Source organism: Shewanella oneidensis MR-1, from assembly GCF_000146165.2.
Taxonomy (GTDB): domain Bacteria; phylum Pseudomonadota; class Gammaproteobacteria; order Enterobacterales; family Shewanellaceae; genus Shewanella; species Shewanella oneidensis.
The window spans coordinates 605,493-623,162 of sequence record NC_004347.2 but is presented as its reverse complement, the minus strand read 5'-3'; the positions used below and the strand labels follow the sequence as shown (position 1 = coordinate 623,162).

Annotated in this window: 14 protein-coding genes, 4 tRNA genes and 1 pseudogene; 9 read left to right on the top strand and 10 right to left on the bottom strand. The window is 45.3% G+C overall.

Annotated elements, in window-relative coordinates:
• Window positions 1–68: 68 nt before the first annotated feature.
• Window positions 69–1,271 (top strand): IS256-like element ISSod4 family transposase, encoded by a 1,203-nt coding sequence (locus SO_RS02840; RefSeq protein ID WP_005054087.1) that lies wholly within the window; start codon window positions 69–71, stop codon window positions 1,269–1,271.
• A 58-nt stretch (window positions 1,272–1,329) separates the two neighbouring features.
• On the opposite strand, the gene SO_RS02835 is transcribed toward SO_RS02840, so the two are convergent.
• From SO_RS02835 to orn, 6 genes are all read right to left on the bottom strand, one after another.
• Window positions 1,330–1,785: a ferritin family protein gene (locus SO_RS02835; RefSeq protein ID WP_011070928.1), complete on the bottom strand. Its 456-nt coding sequence runs from the start codon at window positions 1,783–1,785 to the stop codon at window positions 1,330–1,332.
• A gap of 532 nt (window positions 1,786–2,317) precedes the next feature.
• A tRNA-Gly gene (locus SO_RS02830) sits at window positions 2,318–2,393 on the bottom strand.
• Between the two features lie 126 nt (window positions 2,394–2,519).
• Window positions 2,520–2,595: transfer RNA gene (locus SO_RS02825), tRNA-Gly, on the bottom strand.
• A 122-nt stretch (window positions 2,596–2,717) separates the two neighbouring features.
• Window positions 2,718–2,793 (bottom strand) — tRNA-Gly (locus SO_RS02820).
• Between the two features lie 124 nt (window positions 2,794–2,917).
• Window positions 2,918–2,993: transfer RNA gene (locus tag SO_RS02815), tRNA-Gly, on the bottom strand.
• A gap of 200 nt (window positions 2,994–3,193) precedes the next feature.
• Entirely contained in the window at window positions 3,194–3,739 is a 546-nt protein-coding gene (gene orn, locus SO_RS02810) for an oligoribonuclease (protein WP_011070927.1), read from the bottom strand.
• Window positions 3,740–3,851: 112 nt separating this feature from the next.
• On the opposite strand from orn, the gene rsgA reads away from it, so the two are divergent.
• The 5 genes and pseudogenes from rsgA (at window position 3,852) to SO_RS02785 (ending at window position 10,780) form a co-directional block, all read left to right on the top strand.
• The gene (rsgA, locus tag SO_RS02805) at window positions 3,852–4,916 is read left to right on the top strand and encodes a small ribosomal subunit biogenesis GTPase RsgA (RefSeq protein WP_011070926.1); all 1,065 of its coding nucleotides are present in this window, start codon (window positions 3,852–3,854) and stop codon (window positions 4,914–4,916) included.
• A 72-nt stretch (window positions 4,917–4,988) separates the two neighbouring features.
• The gene (gene asd / locus SO_RS02800; RefSeq protein WP_011070925.1) at window positions 4,989–5,867 is read left to right on the top strand and encodes an archaetidylserine decarboxylase; all 879 of its coding nucleotides are present in this window, start codon (window positions 4,989–4,991) and stop codon (window positions 5,865–5,867) included.
• Window positions 5,868–5,938: 71 nt separating this feature from the next.
• Window positions 5,939–6,770: pseudogene (locus tag SO_RS02795) on the top strand (DMT family transporter).
• A 68-nt stretch (window positions 6,771–6,838) separates the two neighbouring features.
• The gene (locus SO_RS02790; protein ID WP_011070924.1) at window positions 6,839–10,042 is read left to right on the top strand and encodes a mechanosensitive ion channel domain-containing protein; all 3,204 of its coding nucleotides are present in this window, start codon (window positions 6,839–6,841) and stop codon (window positions 10,040–10,042) included.
• Window positions 10,043–10,057: 15 nt separating this feature from the next.
• Window positions 10,058–10,780, top strand: a complete 723-nt coding sequence (locus tag SO_RS02785; protein ID WP_011070923.1) for a glycerophosphodiester phosphodiesterase — start codon at window positions 10,058–10,060, stop codon at window positions 10,778–10,780.
• Between the two features lie 27 nt (window positions 10,781–10,807).
• Here SO_RS02785 and SO_RS02780 read toward each other — a convergent pair whose 3' ends face one another.
• On the bottom strand, window positions 10,808–11,143 hold the full coding sequence (locus SO_RS02780) for a DUF3392 domain-containing protein (RefSeq protein WP_011070922.1): 336 nt from the start codon (window positions 11,141–11,143) through the stop codon (window positions 10,808–10,810).
• 89 nt (window positions 11,144–11,232) lie between these two features.
• Here SO_RS02780 and SO_RS02775 point away from each other — a divergent pair, with 89 nt between their 5' ends.
• Entirely contained in the window at window positions 11,233–12,168 is a 936-nt protein-coding gene (locus tag SO_RS02775) for a D-2-hydroxyacid dehydrogenase (protein ID WP_011070921.1), read from the top strand.
• Between the two features lie 84 nt (window positions 12,169–12,252).
• Here SO_RS02775 and SO_RS02770 read toward each other — a convergent pair whose 3' ends face one another.
• The gene (locus SO_RS02770) at window positions 12,253–13,827 is read right to left on the bottom strand and encodes a methyl-accepting chemotaxis protein (protein WP_011070920.1); all 1,575 of its coding nucleotides are present in this window, start codon (window positions 13,825–13,827) and stop codon (window positions 12,253–12,255) included.
• A 244-nt stretch (window positions 13,828–14,071) separates the two neighbouring features.
• Between SO_RS02770 and SO_RS02765 the strand changes: the two genes are divergently transcribed.
• The gene (locus SO_RS02765; protein WP_011070919.1) at window positions 14,072–14,263 is read left to right on the top strand and encodes a bacterioferritin-associated ferredoxin; all 192 of its coding nucleotides are present in this window, start codon (window positions 14,072–14,074) and stop codon (window positions 14,261–14,263) included.
• Between the two features lie 223 nt (window positions 14,264–14,486).
• On the opposite strand, the gene SO_RS02760 is transcribed toward SO_RS02765, so the two are convergent.
• Window positions 14,487–15,143: a thiopurine S-methyltransferase gene (locus tag SO_RS02760; RefSeq protein WP_011070918.1), complete on the bottom strand. Its 657-nt coding sequence runs from the start codon at window positions 15,141–15,143 to the stop codon at window positions 14,487–14,489.
• A 107-nt stretch (window positions 15,144–15,250) separates the two neighbouring features.
• On the bottom strand, window positions 15,251–15,589 hold the full coding sequence (locus SO_RS02755; protein WP_011070917.1) for a hypothetical protein: 339 nt from the start codon (window positions 15,587–15,589) through the stop codon (window positions 15,251–15,253).
• A 240-nt stretch (window positions 15,590–15,829) separates the two neighbouring features.
• Here SO_RS02755 and SO_RS02750 point away from each other — a divergent pair, with 240 nt between their 5' ends.
• The gene (locus SO_RS02750) at window positions 15,830–17,638 is read left to right on the top strand and encodes a protein kinase domain-containing protein (RefSeq protein WP_011070916.1); all 1,809 of its coding nucleotides are present in this window, start codon (window positions 15,830–15,832) and stop codon (window positions 17,636–17,638) included.
• The last annotated feature ends 32 nt before the right edge of the window (window positions 17,639–17,670 follow it).

The following is a 17,670-nucleotide window of genomic DNA, read 5'->3' as shown; positions in this document are numbered from 1 at the left end:
ACACTAAGGCAGGTAGTGTTCATAATTCTGTGTCATTTCAGTAAAATATTCAAAAACAGGAATGACACATGACCCAACCTTTTAACTTCGAACAAGCCCTTAAAGATCTGCAGTCAGGTAAAAGCCTCACAGGTAAAGACAGCATTCTTGGCCCACTGATCAAGCAACTCACTGAAGCGGCTCTCCAGGCTGAGCTTGAGCAGCATTTAGCGCATGATCCTCAGCCTAATCGTAAAAATGGCAAAACCCCTAAGACCATTAAGCATCCGTCCGGTAACTTTGAGTTAGACGCTCCTAGAGACCGCAATGGCACCTTTGAGCCTCAGTTGATTAAGAAAAATCAAACTACACTAACCGATGAAATCGAACGTAAAGTGTTATCGATGTTCAGTATAGGTATGAGCTATCGCGATATTAATCAACATGTTGAAGATATGTATGGGCTCAATGTGTCTAACGCAACAGTAAGCGCCATCACCGACAAACTCATCCCCGAACTTAAAGCGTGGCAACAGCGCCCATTAGATAGCCATTATCCTATCGTTTGGCTTGATGCGATACATTATAAAGTCAAAGAGGATGGGCGTTACGTCAGTAAAGCCGTTTACACATTGTTAGCGCTTAATATGAAAGGAAAAAAGGAAATTTTAGGGCTTCACTTATCCGAAAATGAAGGCGCTAATTACTGGCTATCCGTACTGACCGATCTTAATAATCGTGGTGTAAAAGATATTCTTATCGCCTGTGTTGACGGCTTGACCGGTTTCCCAGAGGCCATAGCCAGTATCTTCCCTCATACGGAAACACAGCTATGCGTTATCCACCAGATCCGCAACTCAATGAAGTATGTCGCCTCAAAAAATCAGAAAGCGTTTATGGCTGATTTAAAGCCTGTGTATCGAGCCGTGAGTAAAGAAGCCGCAGAGATGGCCTTGGACGAACTGGAGGCCAAATGGGGTGATGCTTATCCGTTGGTAATCAACTCTTGGCGTCGCAAATGGCATAATTTGTCCCATTATTTTAAGTACCCAGAACATATCAGGAAAGTGATTTACACGACCAATGCGGTTGAGGCTGTACATCGCCAATTTAGAAAGCTCACCAAAACCAAAGGTGCATTTCCTAATGAAAATAGCTTGTTGAAGCTACTTTACGCAGGCATATTAAACGCCTCAGATAAATGGACTATGCCAATCCACAATTGGAGCCTTTGTTTATCTCAGTTAGCGATTTATTTTGAAGGACGTTTAGATAGCGTGCTAGAAATTTAAAAATTAGCCTGACACAGAATTTTGAACGCCCTCCTAAGGCAAATAAACTATCGATAAATTAGATATCATCCATCCGAATGGTGCTGTGCACTAAACGTTGCTGCTGGATTTTCTCAACGCGAATTAACCCCTCTAAAGCTGTGCGTGCATCTTCTGCGGTGGTTGAATTAACGGTTTTTTCCAGTAACCCAATCAAGCGGTTTTCTAAGTCGAGGTGTAGATTCAACACATCATCTTCATTCATGTTCGCTGGCAACATAGTATCTTGACAACGCTTAGTAAAATCTTCAAATACAAAGTCTTTATACCAAGTATCTAATACTCTTACGGGTGCCTCATCCATATAATCACGCAATTTTTCAGCGACATGTTTTTGATGAGATTCAAAATACTCCAACATCATCTTCACACGGGCGGAGTCGGCCTGATTGTTTAGTCGGCCATAGAGTTGCGCCATATCTAAGCGGCAGTTCGCCACATACTCAAGTAAATCACGTAATTGTTGAATACGCATATAATGCACTCCAATGTTAAGCCAACAACTTGGCGCTATTTTTTGTCTGGATTCATTATGTAAGCAAAAACATTGCGAATAATTGAGCAAGATCATAATTTGCCCTTCATGGTGCCATCTAATTTAGAAAATCTTAAAGAAGCAAAGCCCAGATCACGCATTAAGCTCGGTGTTTTGTTTTCCATAAAATGCAAAAATACCGAAAATGAAAAATTCTGGTTGCAGCTTATCCGACACTGTCGTCCATAAGGGATTAAAACAGTTGCTAAAAACTGAACTTATTCTCAATGAGCGATAAGGCGTTAACCTGAAGATAAATGTAATTCGAGGCAACGAAAGCACTACATTTTCAACAATATGTGGATTGTTTATATTTATGAAAGGATTTAGAGAAAAAATTGGAGCGACGTGGCTCTAATCAAGAGAGCTTCAAACCCATGACCTATAGTTTGGAAAATAAATGCATTGCTACATCATAGTGCAATTAAAATCGTCTTAAATTGAGGAGTTTGATAATGGAAATTCAGGGAATTGGAGCGACATATCGGGTTCGAACCGATGACCTATACCTTGGCAAGGTATCGCTCTACCAACTGAGCTAATGTCGCCTTTCTTTACAACTTAGAGTAGTGCTGTCACATCCGCTTTCAACGTTCACAAAGGTATCGTCTATCCACCTTGTGTCAACTGAGCTAATGTCGCACTTACATTTAAAGACTGTAACTGTCTAAAATTGGAGCGACATATCGGGTTCGAACCGATGACCTATACCTTGGCAAGGTATCGCTCTACCAACTGAGCTAATGTCGCATAATTAGTGCTGTCACATTCGTCTTCAACATCCACAAAGGTATCGTCTATCAACCTTTATCAACTGAGCTAATGTCGCATATTTTGTATTTAATGACTTGGTAAATCACTAAATTTCTATTTGGAGCGACATATCGGGTTCGAACCGATGACCTATACCTTGGCAAGGTATCGCTCTACCAACTGAGCTAATGTCGCCTTTTGTATCGCTGCTACAATCGCCTTCAACATTAACAAAGGTATCGTCTATCAACCTTTATCAACTGAGCTAATGTCGCATATTTTGTATTTAATGACTTGGTAAATCACTAAAATTTGTATTTGGAGCGACATATCGGGTTCGAACCGATGACCTATACCTTGGCAAGGTATCGCTCTACCAACTGAGCTAATGTCGCTTTTCTTTTCAACTTAGAGTATTGCTGCCACATCCGCTTCAACATTCACAAAGGTATCGTTTTTCACCTTTATCAACTGAGCGAGTGTAGGCTTCACTTATTTGACTAGACAATCATGTCCGCATCAAAAAGTTGAGGCCGCATTATATGAAAAATTTATGCGGCTGCAACCCCTTCTTGCAGATTTATCTGCTGATCGGTCAAATTTTAAATACTTTGCTACGGTAATACTGCAATTCTGCTATCGACTCTTGGATATCTTGCAAAGCTTGGTGAGTGTTTTGCTTTTTGAAACCCGCCATGGTTTCAGGGCTCCAACGCTTCACTAACTCTTTAACCGTGCTTACGTCGAGGTTGCGGTAATGGAAGTAATCCTCCAGCTCGCGCATGTAGCGGTTTAAAAAGCGACGGTCTTGGCCCACGCTGTTACCGCACATTGGTGAGACGCCCTTAGGTACGTATTGCGCTAAGAAAGCAATAGTTTGAGCAACAGCCTCTGCTTCGTTCACTTGGCTGGCGCGGACTCTCTCAATCAGTCCCGATTCACCATGGTGTTTTTGGTTCCAATCATCCATAGCCGCTAATACTTCATCCGATTGGTGAATCGCAATCACAGGTCCCTGACCGATAATATTGAGTTCTTGGTCCGTTACTAAGGTAGCAATTTCAATGACTCTATCCACATCGGGTTCTAACCCAGTCATTTCAAGATCGATCCAAATGAGATTATTTGCGTCTGCCGCCATAATTGCGCCTTATCGTGTCAGTTAGCCTAAATTCAGGCTTTTTTATTCAAGAGCGTGTATCATACTGCTTTTTTCAAACACAAAATATCACCTAATTGACGAAGACAAACCAGTGAGTAAAAAGAAACCCCTAAGCCAAGGCCAATTACGCCGTATGCGCGCCAATCACGAGAAACGCCTCAATCGTGACAGTGGTGATAAAAATACGCCTGAGTTACAGGATAGCTCACTCGGCCCAGAACAGAGCGGTACTGTCATATCTCGCTTTGGCCAACATGCCGATATTGAAACTGAAGACGGCCACATTGTGCGCTGTAATATTCGCCGCACGATTACCAGTTTAGTCACTGGCGATAAAGTGATTGTACGCTTAGCCATTGAAAGCCAAGCCAATAGTGGCATAGCAGGCATTGTGGAAGCAGTACATCCAAGACACTCTTCACTCTCACGCCCCGATTTATATGATGGCGTGAAAATTATCGCTTCGAATATCGACCAAATTTTGATTGTGTCGTCGGTGTTACCTAGCTTTACCACTCAAATTATTGACCGCTACTTAGTGGCAGCCGAAGACACCGATATTCCGCCGATTATTATTTTGAATAAAATCGATCTGCTGACGCCTGAAGAAGCGCCAGCCATAGAGGAAGCCTTAAAGCGTTATCAAGATATTGGCTATCCGGTGTATAAGGTCAGCAGTAAATTAGGCGAAGGTCTAGAAACCATCAAAGCACTGCTCAAGGATAAAGTGAGTGTGTTTGCGGGTCAGTCAGGTGTGGGTAAGTCTTCACTGGTAAACGCCTTACTGCCAGAAGCCGAGCTACTGGTGGGCGATGTCTCCGACAACTCTGGGCTTGGGCAACACACTACCACTACCGCTAAATTACTGCATTTACCTAGTGGCGGTGATTTAATTGATTCCCCCGGTGTGCGCGAATTTGCCCTTTGGCATTTGCCTGCGCAGCGTGTTGGTTGGTGTTTTATTGAATTTCGCGACTTTTTAGGTGGCTGTAAATTCCGCGACTGCAAACACGGAGACGATCCTGGCTGCGCCTTAAAGGCTGCTGTCGATGCGGGTAAAATCAGCGAAGATCGCTTTAATAACTATCACCGTATTATTGCAAGCCTTGATGAGCAGCGTCACGCTCGGCAATTCCGCGCCCAAAGCGATGAATAAGCGGAACGGCGAATAAATTAACATAAAATAAGTCTCAACCTAAGTTGAGCCGCAAACGGAAAGGAACATAAATTGGATAAAGTGAAAATTGCGTTGCAGTACATGCTGCCAAAGCACCTGTTATCTCGCTTAGTCGGTAAACTTGCCGCGTCTGAAGCTGGCGCATTAACGACTGCCGCGATTAAATGGTTTATCAAGCAATATAAAATTGATATGAGTGAAGCGGCTCAAAGCGAACCTGAAGCCTATAAAAGTTTCAATGATTTCTTCACCCGCGCACTTAAGCCAGGTATTCGCCCCATCAATAGCGCGGCCAATATCATGGTCCATCCGGTTGATGGCGCAGTGAGCCAGCTAGGCCCCATCAAGGATGGCCGCATTTTCCAAGCTAAAGGCCATCACTACTCTTCACTCACCCTGCTTGGCGATCAAGCTGAAGATGCCAAACGTTTCGAAGGGGGTGATTTTGCGACGATTTATCTGGCTCCTAAGGATTATCACCGCATCCATATGCCGATTAAAGGCACCCTATCTAAGATGACCTATGTGCCGGGCGAGTTGTTTTCGGTTAATCCGTTAACCGCGCGCCATGTTCCAGGTCTGTTTGCTCGCAACGAACGTGTCGTCGCCATTTTTGAAACCGACCGAGGCCCGCTAGCAATGGTATTAGTCGGTGCAACCATAGTAGCCAGTATAGAAACCGTTTGGGCAGGTACTGTGACGCCGCCAACGGGTAAGCAAGTATTCACTTGGGACTATCCAACAGTCGGGCCAGATGCCATCACTTTAAATAAAGGTGAAGAAATGGGCCGCTTTAAACTTGGCAGTACCGTTGTGATGCTGTTTGCAAAAGAGGCTATCGATACCTTTGCTGAAAGTGTTGAACCTGAAGCCGTGACGCGAATGGGTCAAGCCTTTGCCAATATCAAAGACCTGCCATCTGCTGACTAAGCGTTTTGACGGTTAATTTGAGCCAAACTGCTAAACCCTCGGGATTACTCGAATTACACCTGGCTGTGCTGATGTTTGGTGGCACGGCCTTGTTCTCAAAGTTAATTCCCTTAAGCGCACTCGATATCACATTCCTCAGATGTGTGGTTGCCGCATTTGTACTGACTCTGCTGGTCAAACTTCGTGGTAAATACTTAAGTCTTGGGAGCAAAAAAGATTACTTAGTCGCTATCGGTTTAGGTGTCATCGTCAGTTTGCATTGGGTCACGTATTTTGCCGCAATGCAACTCTCCTCGGTTGCCATCGGTATGATCGCCTTTTTTACTTATCCCGTCATGACAGTAATTGCCGAGCCGTTATTAACGGGCAATAAAATCAAGCTAATGGATATTATCAGCGGTATCTTGGTACTGATAGGCGTAGTGCTATTGATCCCTGGAAGCCAATCTAGGTAACGACACCACCTTAGGCATTGCAATCGGTATCCTATCGGCGATGTTATTTACCGCTCGCAACCTGCTGCAAAAACGCTATTTTTCGCAATATAGCGGCCCACACGCCATGTTTTACCAAACCTTAGTGGCGGCGGTATTTCTTATGCCTTGGCATCAAACTGAGTTACACACTATCTCCCGCGAAACCTGGGGATTAATCCTGTTGCTCGGGGTGGTGTTTACCGCCGCCCCCCATGCATTATTTACCTCAGCCCTAAGGCAATTAAGTGCCAAAACCGTTGGATTAGTCTCCTGTCTCCAGCCATTCTATGGAGCCATGCTAGCTTTACTGATTTTAGGTGAAGCACTTAATGTAAACACCTTGATAGGCGGAAGCATCATCGTCGCGACCGCCATCTTTGAAACCCATCAATCCCACCAATCCCAACGGCGAAAAAAGAACGTTTAAAACATACCAATCTTGGCCCAAGTTGGCTAAGATGAGTGCGTCTTTCGCCCCTAATTGCTTTTGCCTATATGCCACGTATTTTATTGTTCGTTATTGCTTTTTTCTCTTTTTCTCTCCATGCCAATTCGCCCTTGCAGTTGGATAAGCGCCTTGGTTTAAACAACCAAAATCAACAACAAAATATCAGCATTGACGATCAAATTACTGAACTTAAAAACAACATTGATAGGCTGGCGGCGAATGCGAGTAGCTTTCAGCAGGCTCAACTTGATTTTGAAAAAAATAAAAAGGTCATTAATCAAGGACTCAAAGAGGCAGCAGTCCAACTTAAACTGGATAAAGGCACAGATCTTAACCAGCAAGCCTCAATGGCTTATTTGCGCTTGTCTGAGTTAAAAGAGAGCGAGACCGCCCTTGGTAACCAAGTCAACGAGCTATTGCAGCGCCATAACCTGCTGCCCTCCGTCATTGCCAACGCTAGGCAAAATGTGCTGCAAAATAAGAAAACGGAATTGGCGCCTATCGACACCCCAACGGGTGAATTGCAGCAAACGCAGCGGATTTTTTTCGAACAAAGCCTTGCCACCCATGAGGCTGAACTCGCCAGCAGCCAAAAGCGCATCGAACTCACACAACTACAGTTACAACTGGTGCGCCAACAACTGAGCCAACAGGAAGCCTTTATTGAAACCATCAATAAGGTGATAAATAAGCAGCGCCAGCGACAAACCGATGCAACCTTGGCCAAAAATCTCGTCGATACTGCAAAAGTCGTCGACCCAGTTACGCGCAATATCGCCGACACCAATCAGATCTATGGCCAAAAACTCCAAACCTTAACCTTGCAAATCAATAATGTGGTTGAGCAACAGGAACAGGCTGAACTGCAATATCAATCCCAAGCTAAGCAGTTGGCCAATATCCAAGAGCAAATCACTTGGGTCAAAATGAACTCCGCCTTTGGTGAACGTTTCTTGCAAATGTTGCAATCGCTGCCCAAACCACCAAACCATGAAAAACTGCAGACCCTGATCGCTGATGCACGTCTAGATAGATATCACCTAGAGCAACAGCAAGCGCTCAACGAACAAGAACTCGAGCAGACCAATCGCTACAGCGAGGGGCAAATTAAGCTACTGCGCTCACAACAGGCATTGCTCACACAGTTAATGCAAAGTTATGACCAATATCTGAGTGAACTAGGCAAACTCAAAGTTAATTATCAGCAGCTTAGCCAACAACATCTCACGCTAAAAAATACGCTTAATGAGCATCTTTTTTGGGTACCTAATGCCGCGAGCATTAACAAACTTTGGCTAACCGACGTCCAACGCAGCGCCCTGTGGCTTATCCAAGAGGCACAGTGGGGGCAACTTGGCAAAGCTTGGCAAGAGCAAAACGACTATTGGTCATGGTGGATCATTCTGTTGGTGCTTTGTTTAGTGATCCAAGATTTAATTAAACCTAAATTCAATCGGTTACTTGGTCACTATGCCACTTATGTGGGAAATGTAACTCAGGATAAATTTATCTATACCTTCAAATCCTTAGCCTTAAGCTTAGGTTACGCCTTAATCAAACCTTTACCGATAGTGGCGGCTGGATGGATATTCTATCAATCTGACCGTAACTTTGTGCAGGCCGTTGGCATGGGAATTTTAGCAATAGGATTAGTTTACCTATTGTATCGCTTAATTTTTATTCTTGCCCTCGATAAAGGCGTCTTGGTCGGCCACTTCAAGCGCCCCTCAAAACTTATCCAAGCGGGTCAATTGAGACTAAAACACTTTGTCTTTGTCGCGAGCCCCTTACTTGGCATTATGGGATTTACTGAAATCCTCGATGCATCCCTTATCCGTAACAGCATTGGCCGCGGTGCATTTATCTGTTTTTGCGTCATTTTATTCTTGTTATACAAGGATGTTTTGCTCCTGAGCCGGCAAAATACCGACACTAAAAAAGACGGCAAGAACAAGCGATTAATCCAAAAAATGCTTTGGGCCTTACTGATTTCAGTACCATTACTGAGCGCGGTGCTAGCGTTTAGAGGCTACTACTTCACCGCCTTCCAAATGTTGCTGCAACTACAGTTATCTATTGTATTGGGGTTAAGTTTTTTACTTCTCTATCAATTAATTAAGCGGTGGATGTTGATTGAACGCCGCCGTATTGCCTTCGATCGGGCGAAAGCGAAACGGGCAGAGCGTTTAGCCCAGCGGGAAAAAGGCGAAACACACCATGCCTCAAACGATGGCCTAGACACCTACGAAGAGCCAGTGGTCGATCTCGAAACTATTTCGAGTCAATCCCTCGGGTTAGTCCGCTCTTTACTGCTGTTAGCTTTTTTAGCCAGTTTGATTGGCCTGTGGACGCAAACCCATACGGCGCTGTTTTCCTTCCTTGATGGCATTACCCTCTGGACCACCAATACCAGCATCAATGGGGTTGAGCAGCAGCTTCCGATTACGATGAAATCGCTGTTATTTGGCTTAATCATCGTTGGCTTTTCGCTGATGATCGCCACCAATTTACCCGGTTTGCTTGAGCTGATGATCTTGCAAAGACTCGACCTGACACCCGGCACTGGCTTTGCCATCACGACCGTAAGCCGTTATTTGGTGGTGTTTTTAGGTCTATTGATTGGCTTTTCGAACCTTGGGATGGAATGGTCAAAACTGCAATGGTTGATTGCCGCGCTGTCACTGGGTCTCGGTTTTGGTTTGCAGGAGATTTTTGCCAACTTTATTTCGGGTCTGATTATTCTGTTCGAGAAACCTGTGCGTATTGGCGACACCGTCACCATTCGCGATCTCACGGGGACTGTCAGTAAAATCCAGATCCGCGCCACCACGATTATCGACTGGGATAGAAAGGAAATTATCATTCCAAACAAGGCCTTTATTACTGAACAGTTAATTAACTGGTCACTGTCAGACCCTATCACTCGGGTGATAGTCCATGTGTCAGTCGCCCGTGATTCAGATCCCGCCAAAGTCGAGGCGACGCTCTATCAAGCGGTACAAGAATGCGAGGATGCGCTAGCTAATCCTGAGCCTGAAGTGTGGTTTGCAGGCTTTGGTAAACATACCCAAGACTATGAAGTTCGCGCCTACGCCAAAGATATGTCAGCACGTTGGCCGCTTCGCCACGACTTACATAAACGTATTACTCGTAAGCTTAAAGAAAACAATTTAGAACTTGCCTATCCGCAAATGGAAATCCATCTTAAAAATGGCCAGAATCGCGATCAGGTCGGCATAATCCGCAGTTAATAGGACGATAAACAGATGCTTATTTTTGCTCACCGCGGTGCCAGCGGTTATGTGGCCGAAAATACCTTAGCCGCCATGGCCAAAGCGATTGAATTAGGCGCCAAAGCCATTGAGCTGGATGTGCATAATGTCGAAGGTGAGCTAGTGGTATTTCATGACCGTAGACTCGACAGTAAAAGCTCAGGCACAGGAATAATCCATTTAGTCAGCCAAGACTATCTTGCCAATGTCACCGTCAAAGGCGAATCCATCTCCACGCTTTGGCAAGTGCTTGAGCTTGTTGCTGGCCGCGCCACGGTAAACATTGAACTTAAGGGGATTAATACGGTAGCGCCACTATTCAAACTTTACCCCAAAGCCATTGCAGAGCTGGGATTCAGTGCTGAGCAATTACTGATTTCCTCCTTCAATCACCCTTATTTACAGCAAGTCAAACAGGCTCTGCCACAGGCATTAGTGGCACCTTTGCTCGCCAGTATTCCCCTCGATGGCGCAGCGGTCGTGAGCGAGCTAAACGCATATTCTCTGCATCTAGATGTGAGTTTTATTAGCAAAGTGCTAGTAGATGATGCCCACCGAAGAGGCGCTAAGGTTTATGTTTACACCGTCGATCACAGCGATGATATTCACGCACTTAAGCAGCTTGGCGTTGATGGCATCTTTAGCAACTACCCCGACCGTGCGATGCAAGCACTATTACAACCGACCACTACGGATTATCGCGGTTATTTCGAATAACCGGATTGCACGGTTAACGGCTTAGGCCTAGGCTTGGCTATTTCGCTGCGCCCAATAGCCAATAAAAATAAACATGCTCACTATCAGCAAAAACATCCAATGGGATGGCATGGCGACGATTTGCCTTGCCACCCAAGGCGTAACTTTAACGATCAATAGGCCATATCCAAAGGCATTAACAATAATAAAAACCAAGGTTCGTAGCACAAACGAGTGGCCAACTAAATGCCGCCTGATGATGCGATTCACATCGGCTGAAAACACTAAAATCAAACACACCACCATGGCCGTAGCGATGTCGAAAGCCCAAGGGCGCAGCATATTGCCTAAATGGCTAATAATGGCGACTAACTCATCAAACATAATGACTCAACCTAAATAGCGCTGCAAAAATCCCAAAACGATAGCAGCATATTGAAAAATAACGACAACCAAGCATAAAGGGAGACGCCATGGGGCACAAGTTACTCTTACTGACGAAGGTAAATGAGCAGTATCGCCAACTCATTGAAGCGCAGCAGCTGCCAGGGCTTGAGTTGCTTGATGATAACCCCGCCAATATTAGTCAAGCCAATATCTGGCTTGCCGAGCCAAAACTTGCCGCGCCACTATTGCCCCATGCAAAGCAACTGCAATGGCTGCAATCGAGTTTTGCCGGCATAGACGCCCTCATGGGGCCAAGGGCGAGGAAAGATTATCAACTCACCAACATCAAAGGGATTTTCGGCCCCTTAATGAGTGAGTATCTGTTTGGTTATCTGCTCGCCCATGTGCGAGGGCATCATTTTTACCAGCAGCAACAACAGCAAAAATATTGGCAAGTGCAAGGTGCAATGCGCCATACCAGTCTACAAGGAATGCGGCTTTTGATCTTAGGGACGGGTTCCATCGCACAACATGTTACCAAGACGGCTAAACATTTTGGCATGCATGTCACTGGAGTAAACCGCAGCGCCCGAGAGGTCGAAGGCTTTGATGTGATTTTACCGCTGTCGCAATTAGCCCAAGCCTTAGGCCAAAGTGATGTCGTCACTAACTTACTGCCAAGCACACCAGAAACGCGCCAGTTACTGAATGAGTCAATGCTCGCTAAGCTCAAAGCCGATGCTATTTTGATGAATGTTGGCCGCGGTGATGCACTCGATCTCGATGCCCTCAACGCCCAGCTGATTGCCCATCCTGCGCAGCAGGCAATTCTTGACGTGTTCATGCAGGAACCGCTCCCTGCAACTCATCCGATTTGGGAAAGAACCAACGCCATCATCACGCCCCACATCTCGGCACCAAGCCATCCAGAGCAAATTGTCAGCATCTTTTGCGATAACTATCGTCGCTATATCGCGGCAAAGCCGCTACAAAATCAGGTGGATTTTACTCAGGGCTATTAATCGAGGCTCTGTCCCTCAGGCAGAAAAGAAAAGGCAATCAAAGATTGATTGCCTTTTGATTCAAACTCTTAGATAACGACGATACTAAACTTTAAAACTGCGTTTTAAAAACTGTCCGACCAACACAGTGTGGGAATCCATTTCGCTAATCACTTCGTCATTAAGGCCGACCATCTCACAACCGAGTTGGTGGCTAGAATGGGTAAATTGCGACACATTCACCACACTGCGATTCATCTCGTTAGCAACACTGGATTGTTCCTCCACCGCACTGGCAATATGGTGATTCATATCGGTAATGGTCGCGATGGCCTCGCGTATGGTACGCAGTGCAGCGCCGGCTAAATCTGCCGTTGTGATGCACTCAGAGGCGGCTTCAACCCCTTCATGCATACTACGCACAGCTTTATTCGTACCCAACTGCAATAGATTAATCATACTGTGGATTTCCTTGGTAGCATCATGGGTACGTTTCGCTAACGCCCGCACCTCATCAGCAACCACAGCAAAACCTCGTCCCAGCTCCCCCGCACGCGCCGCTTCAATAGCGGCGTTCAACGCCAATAAGTTTGTTTGCTCGGCAATGCCTTGGATCACATCCAGTACTCTGCCGATATCTTTGCTATGCCCTTCTAATTCGGTGATCACTTTCGATGTTGCGTGCAACTGTTGCGCCATGGTCTGAATAGAATGAATGGTACTTACCACGGTTTTATCGCCGTTGATTGTTTGCTCCGACGCCATCTGCGAAGCGCTCGCAGCATCGGCACAGTTAGATGACATATCAACAAGAGTCGCCGTCATTTGCTGCATTGCCGTCGCAACTTGTTCTATCTCTGCAAGTTGAGACTGACTCGTACTTTGGATTTCTTCGCCTTTTGCCGCTGACACTTTAGCTTCTTGAGTCACTTTATCGCAGGAATCACGGGCACGACCTAACACAGACTTTAACTCTGAGTTTTGCATTTGCAACGCTAGCTCTATCGCGCCAAGATCGTCTGATTGTCCAGTGTAGATATATGCCATTAAAGGGTTATCGTAGATTTTCTTCGCCTTAGCGACTAAAGCCCGATACCGACCTAAAATCAAATTACCGCCAATAAAAAGCACTAAGACGCTGATGGCAAGAGCCACAAATCCCATAGCCCCCATTTGCAGCGCCAAATACAGCATGGGCAACAAAGCAACTAATCCCAAAAGCGCCAGCTTAGTTGGCATATCCAAGATTCGTTTCAATGCGTTAACATGGCCGCTTTTATTTAACTCAGCATAGGCCGAGTCTGCTCGTTGGATTTGTTCGCGACTGGGTTTCGTGCGCACCGATTGAAACTCCGCCACCTGACCATTAATCATAATGGGTGAGACATAGGCATCAACCCAATAATGGTCGCCATTGGCGCAGCGGTTTTTAACTATGCCTTTCCAAGGCTCACCTTTACGGATGGTTTTCCAAAGGTCTTCAAAAGCTTGGGGAGGCATATAAGGATGGCGCACCATATTGTGGGTTTGCCCCAACATGTCATTGAGCGTATATCCCGCAACCATGCAAAAGGATTGATTGGCGTAGGTAATATGACTTTGGGTGTCAGTGGTGGACAGTAAAATCCAGTCTGCTGGATAGTCATATTCACGTTGTGTTACTGGCAGTTTTTTTCTCATGATAACCCTTGGAACGATTATGAATTTATGATTCAGTCATCCATGAGCTATCCCTCCCTGATACAAACTCAGTCATCCGTTTTGGTTTAAACTCTTTTCCCTGCAGCATGTATTTTGAGCTTAGCTCAAAATACATGCTGAGTGTAACAAAACGGATAATTGGCAAAACTAGACCACCAACAATATTGCATTTGATAAGCGTTTTCATTTAGAATTAGTCCAACTTATGTTGGAGTTCTCAAAAATGTATGTTTGCCTTTGTCACGCCATCACAGATACGCAAATCAAAAACGCGGTAAGCCAAGGCGACACGAGTCTTGCTGACGTTAAAAAGCGTTTAGGCGTTGCCGATCAATGCGGTAAATGCGCGAGAATGGCTGTACAAATCATCCAGAATCAACTGGAAATTGAACCTAAATACTACGAAGTCGCTTAACGTCTCGCCCCAGCTCCTTGTTAACTTTTACTCCAACCAATGTGCATGGTTCACATGCATTTACAGCGTTAAGGTTTTGCCGCAACAACCCCAAGGCCTATCTTACGACAAATACATGACTCCTTAATGACACATCCCACGCCACCCAAATATCATAAACACTTTGAGTTCAATGGGATGTAACGCTAACACTCAGCTTTTTGATACTGTTATTCGGCCTTGTTTATCGCCGTTTTAATAAATACACAGCCTCATTCAGCCAAGGAACTGCTTTTTTTACAAACCTCGGGTTATCAGCCAATACATCTTGGCAAGCCAAGGGTTGGATTTCAAAATCTTCACTTAAATGCGTCTCAACCCAAGTAGGTGACACCGCAAAAGGAGGACCACTTAAGACCTCCTGTGGGTAATCGAGTGTCACTAACAAGCCTACACTGCCCTGCGGTAATAAATACGCCAACTGTTTTGCATACTGCGCCCGCATGCTTTCGGGCCAAGCAATCAAGGCGGCGCGGTCATAAAAACCACTCACCTCAGCGGTAATCGACTGGGGTAACGTGAAGATATCCCCTTGATATAAACTTATCTGCTCAGTCTGGTAATGCTGGTGCTCACCCTCTGCACTTTGCTGCATCGGTAGTTGGTTATCGCTAAAAAATTGCTGCACGGCGAGTTCATTCAACTCGCAACCAATCACTTGATGCCCCTGCTCAGCTAAAAAGCACATATCTAAAGACTTACCACACAAGGGCACAAAGATCTTGGCATCAGCGGGAAGCGCCAATTGATGCCAATACGTGACGAGGAAGGGATTAACGTCTTGTTGATGAAAACCAATCTGTTGTTGCTGCCACTTCTCGTGCCAAAAACCAGGTTCCATAGGTATATCTCAAAAGGCTAAAGTTATCCTTACTCTAATGGCATTTACGAGTGGATGCAAAATCTCAAATACAGCAAGTTAATCATAGCGATGGAAACAGTTAATGATTAAGACAATGCTTCTTGCACCCGGCGTAGCCAAGCACAGTTGTCACATTGGCATTGGCGACGGGAGAGGTGATGTGGGCTGAGTGAAGAATCAATAAAGTCGACGGCTATCAGCAATTGCTGCTTTAGTTCGGGTACGGATTTTTGTTCAACTGCCACCAGCTCATCATTCTGGTTCATCCAGATACATTCCATACCTTGGTGGCAAGTGAGGCACTGTTCATCACTATCATTAAAAAATACCGCGTGAGGACAATGAGTTACTTCCATTGACTGCAAAATTCGCTTACGCGGAAACTCTAATAGCTCGATCAATAAAGCCTTATCTGGGGCGGGCATATGCCATCCTTAAATCCACTTTGTCCACGGGAAATTTAACAAAATATATCCCAATCCAATGTGCTTAAGATTACCTAGACTCGATACGATTTAACTTGATATAAATCAAAGTCAGCGACGAAATGATGGGATAGGTAAGCCGCAAACATCGCGCATTTTATCCCCATAAAATAAATCACCGCTCCGATTTGCTTAACAGACCCGCTTACTGTTTAAATAACCCAAACAAGGAGCCTCGCATTGCAAACACCCCAATTACAACATTTTTACATTTCCGAAGAGCAATCGATTTACTTGCTCAAAGCTAACGATGCCCGTAAGCACAAGGCGTGGATCCGCTTATGTAAACAACAGTTAAGTAAGTTGGGCTACCGAGAGATTGAATTTATTGGTAAAGGCGCATACGGCTTTGTGTTTGCGGGCATAAACCAAGCCGATGAAGCCCATGTTTTTAAATTTTCAAGAATTAATCTACCGCAACACATTCAAGATCGCTTAGAAGAAGAAGCCTTTATGCTCTCCTTACTCAAGCATCCCAATATCCCTGGGGCGATCAAATTTGAACGAGTCGGTAAACAAGGGATCTTGGTAATGGAGCGTGCTAAAGGTGAAGATCTGGAGCAACTTTGCCGCCGCTTGGGCGCCTTGCCCCCCGCGATGGTAATGAGCATCGCCCGCCAGTTAGCCGATATTCTCTACTATTTGCGTACAGGTAAACCCTTGGTTCATGGCGATATTAAACCCTCTAATCTTGTTTATGATATTGAAAGCCAACATTTATCCTTAATCGACTGGGGCTCCGCCGTGTTTGCACAACGCAATGAGCACAATAAGGCCGTTGAAGATAATGTCATGACGCTGATGTCGAGCGATCAACAGCATACCAACGCCCGCATGGGAGATGTGTATTTTATCGGAGAAGAACAATTAAACGGCGCACTCTCAAGCCCACGCTTTGATGAACAAGGCGTAGCTGCGACCTTGTATGCCTTAGCCTCAGGGCAAGCGAGTCGTTTCGGCGCGCAGGTGATCCCGCCCACCAGCATCGGCTTACCGATGGAATTAGCTCGAACCCTAGAGGGAATGCTCAGTAGCGATGCAGTGCAACGCAATCTGGCGGGGGATTATTTCTTAAAAAGCATGCGCCATAGCCATAGATTGCACTTACCTGAATTGCCAAAAGCTGAGCTGATGGGGGACATTCCTGTCTGGGTCCAATCCCGTGAAAAAGATGTCGAAACAGTCAGTTACAGTTCACGAAAATCATTCTTAAAAGAACATAATGCCCAAGATCCCATCGCCAAGATGGACGATATTCAACTGGAAAAGTACTACCGCAATTTTTTAGCGGGAATGGGCGATACCGAAAAAGGCTTTATCGCCGCCGTAGGTCGCCTCGGTCAATACCCCATAGTTGGAGGGCTTGCGATCCATTGGCAAGAAACCGGCGTGTTTATTGATTCCAATCTTGCCGTTTACGACGCCAAACAAAAAAGCGCCCTTATCATTGCCGTCAATAATATGGTGACCCTAGCACGGGGAATTAAACGAATCGGCGTCTTTAAGGCCTGTTTTTTTAACGCTAGAGACACGCTGCATATCGAGCGCGAAAACACCAACAAACCTTTTGTCGCTAGTGCTGATTTACAACTGCCCTTCGAAGTGGGCGATGTGCCGACCCTCGAAGATAAATCGCGGCTACATTCTTACTTCGAAGACGGCAAAGATCCGGATGAAAACCTTGAATTGCCGAGTGAAATCATGGAGGAATTGGCGCGCATTAACCAAATCCACCATACGGGTTGCATTATTTTTGAAGCCCTGCCGAACCACTTAAAAATCCATAGCTATTTAAAGTTGCTCAATCCGCGTAAACAGGCGGCATTTCGTGCCAGCCTTGACCGCATTCTGCATTATGTTGGCAAAATTCAAGGTCACGGCGTTTCAGGCTTTATGAAACTGCCCTATAAAAATACCCGCCGCTTTACCCATATTGAACGTAAGCCTGAGTATTTTTACCCTAAAAATCCCAAAGAAATAGGCGCTTAACCCTACTGGGTAGCGCCTATTGTTGTGTTTAT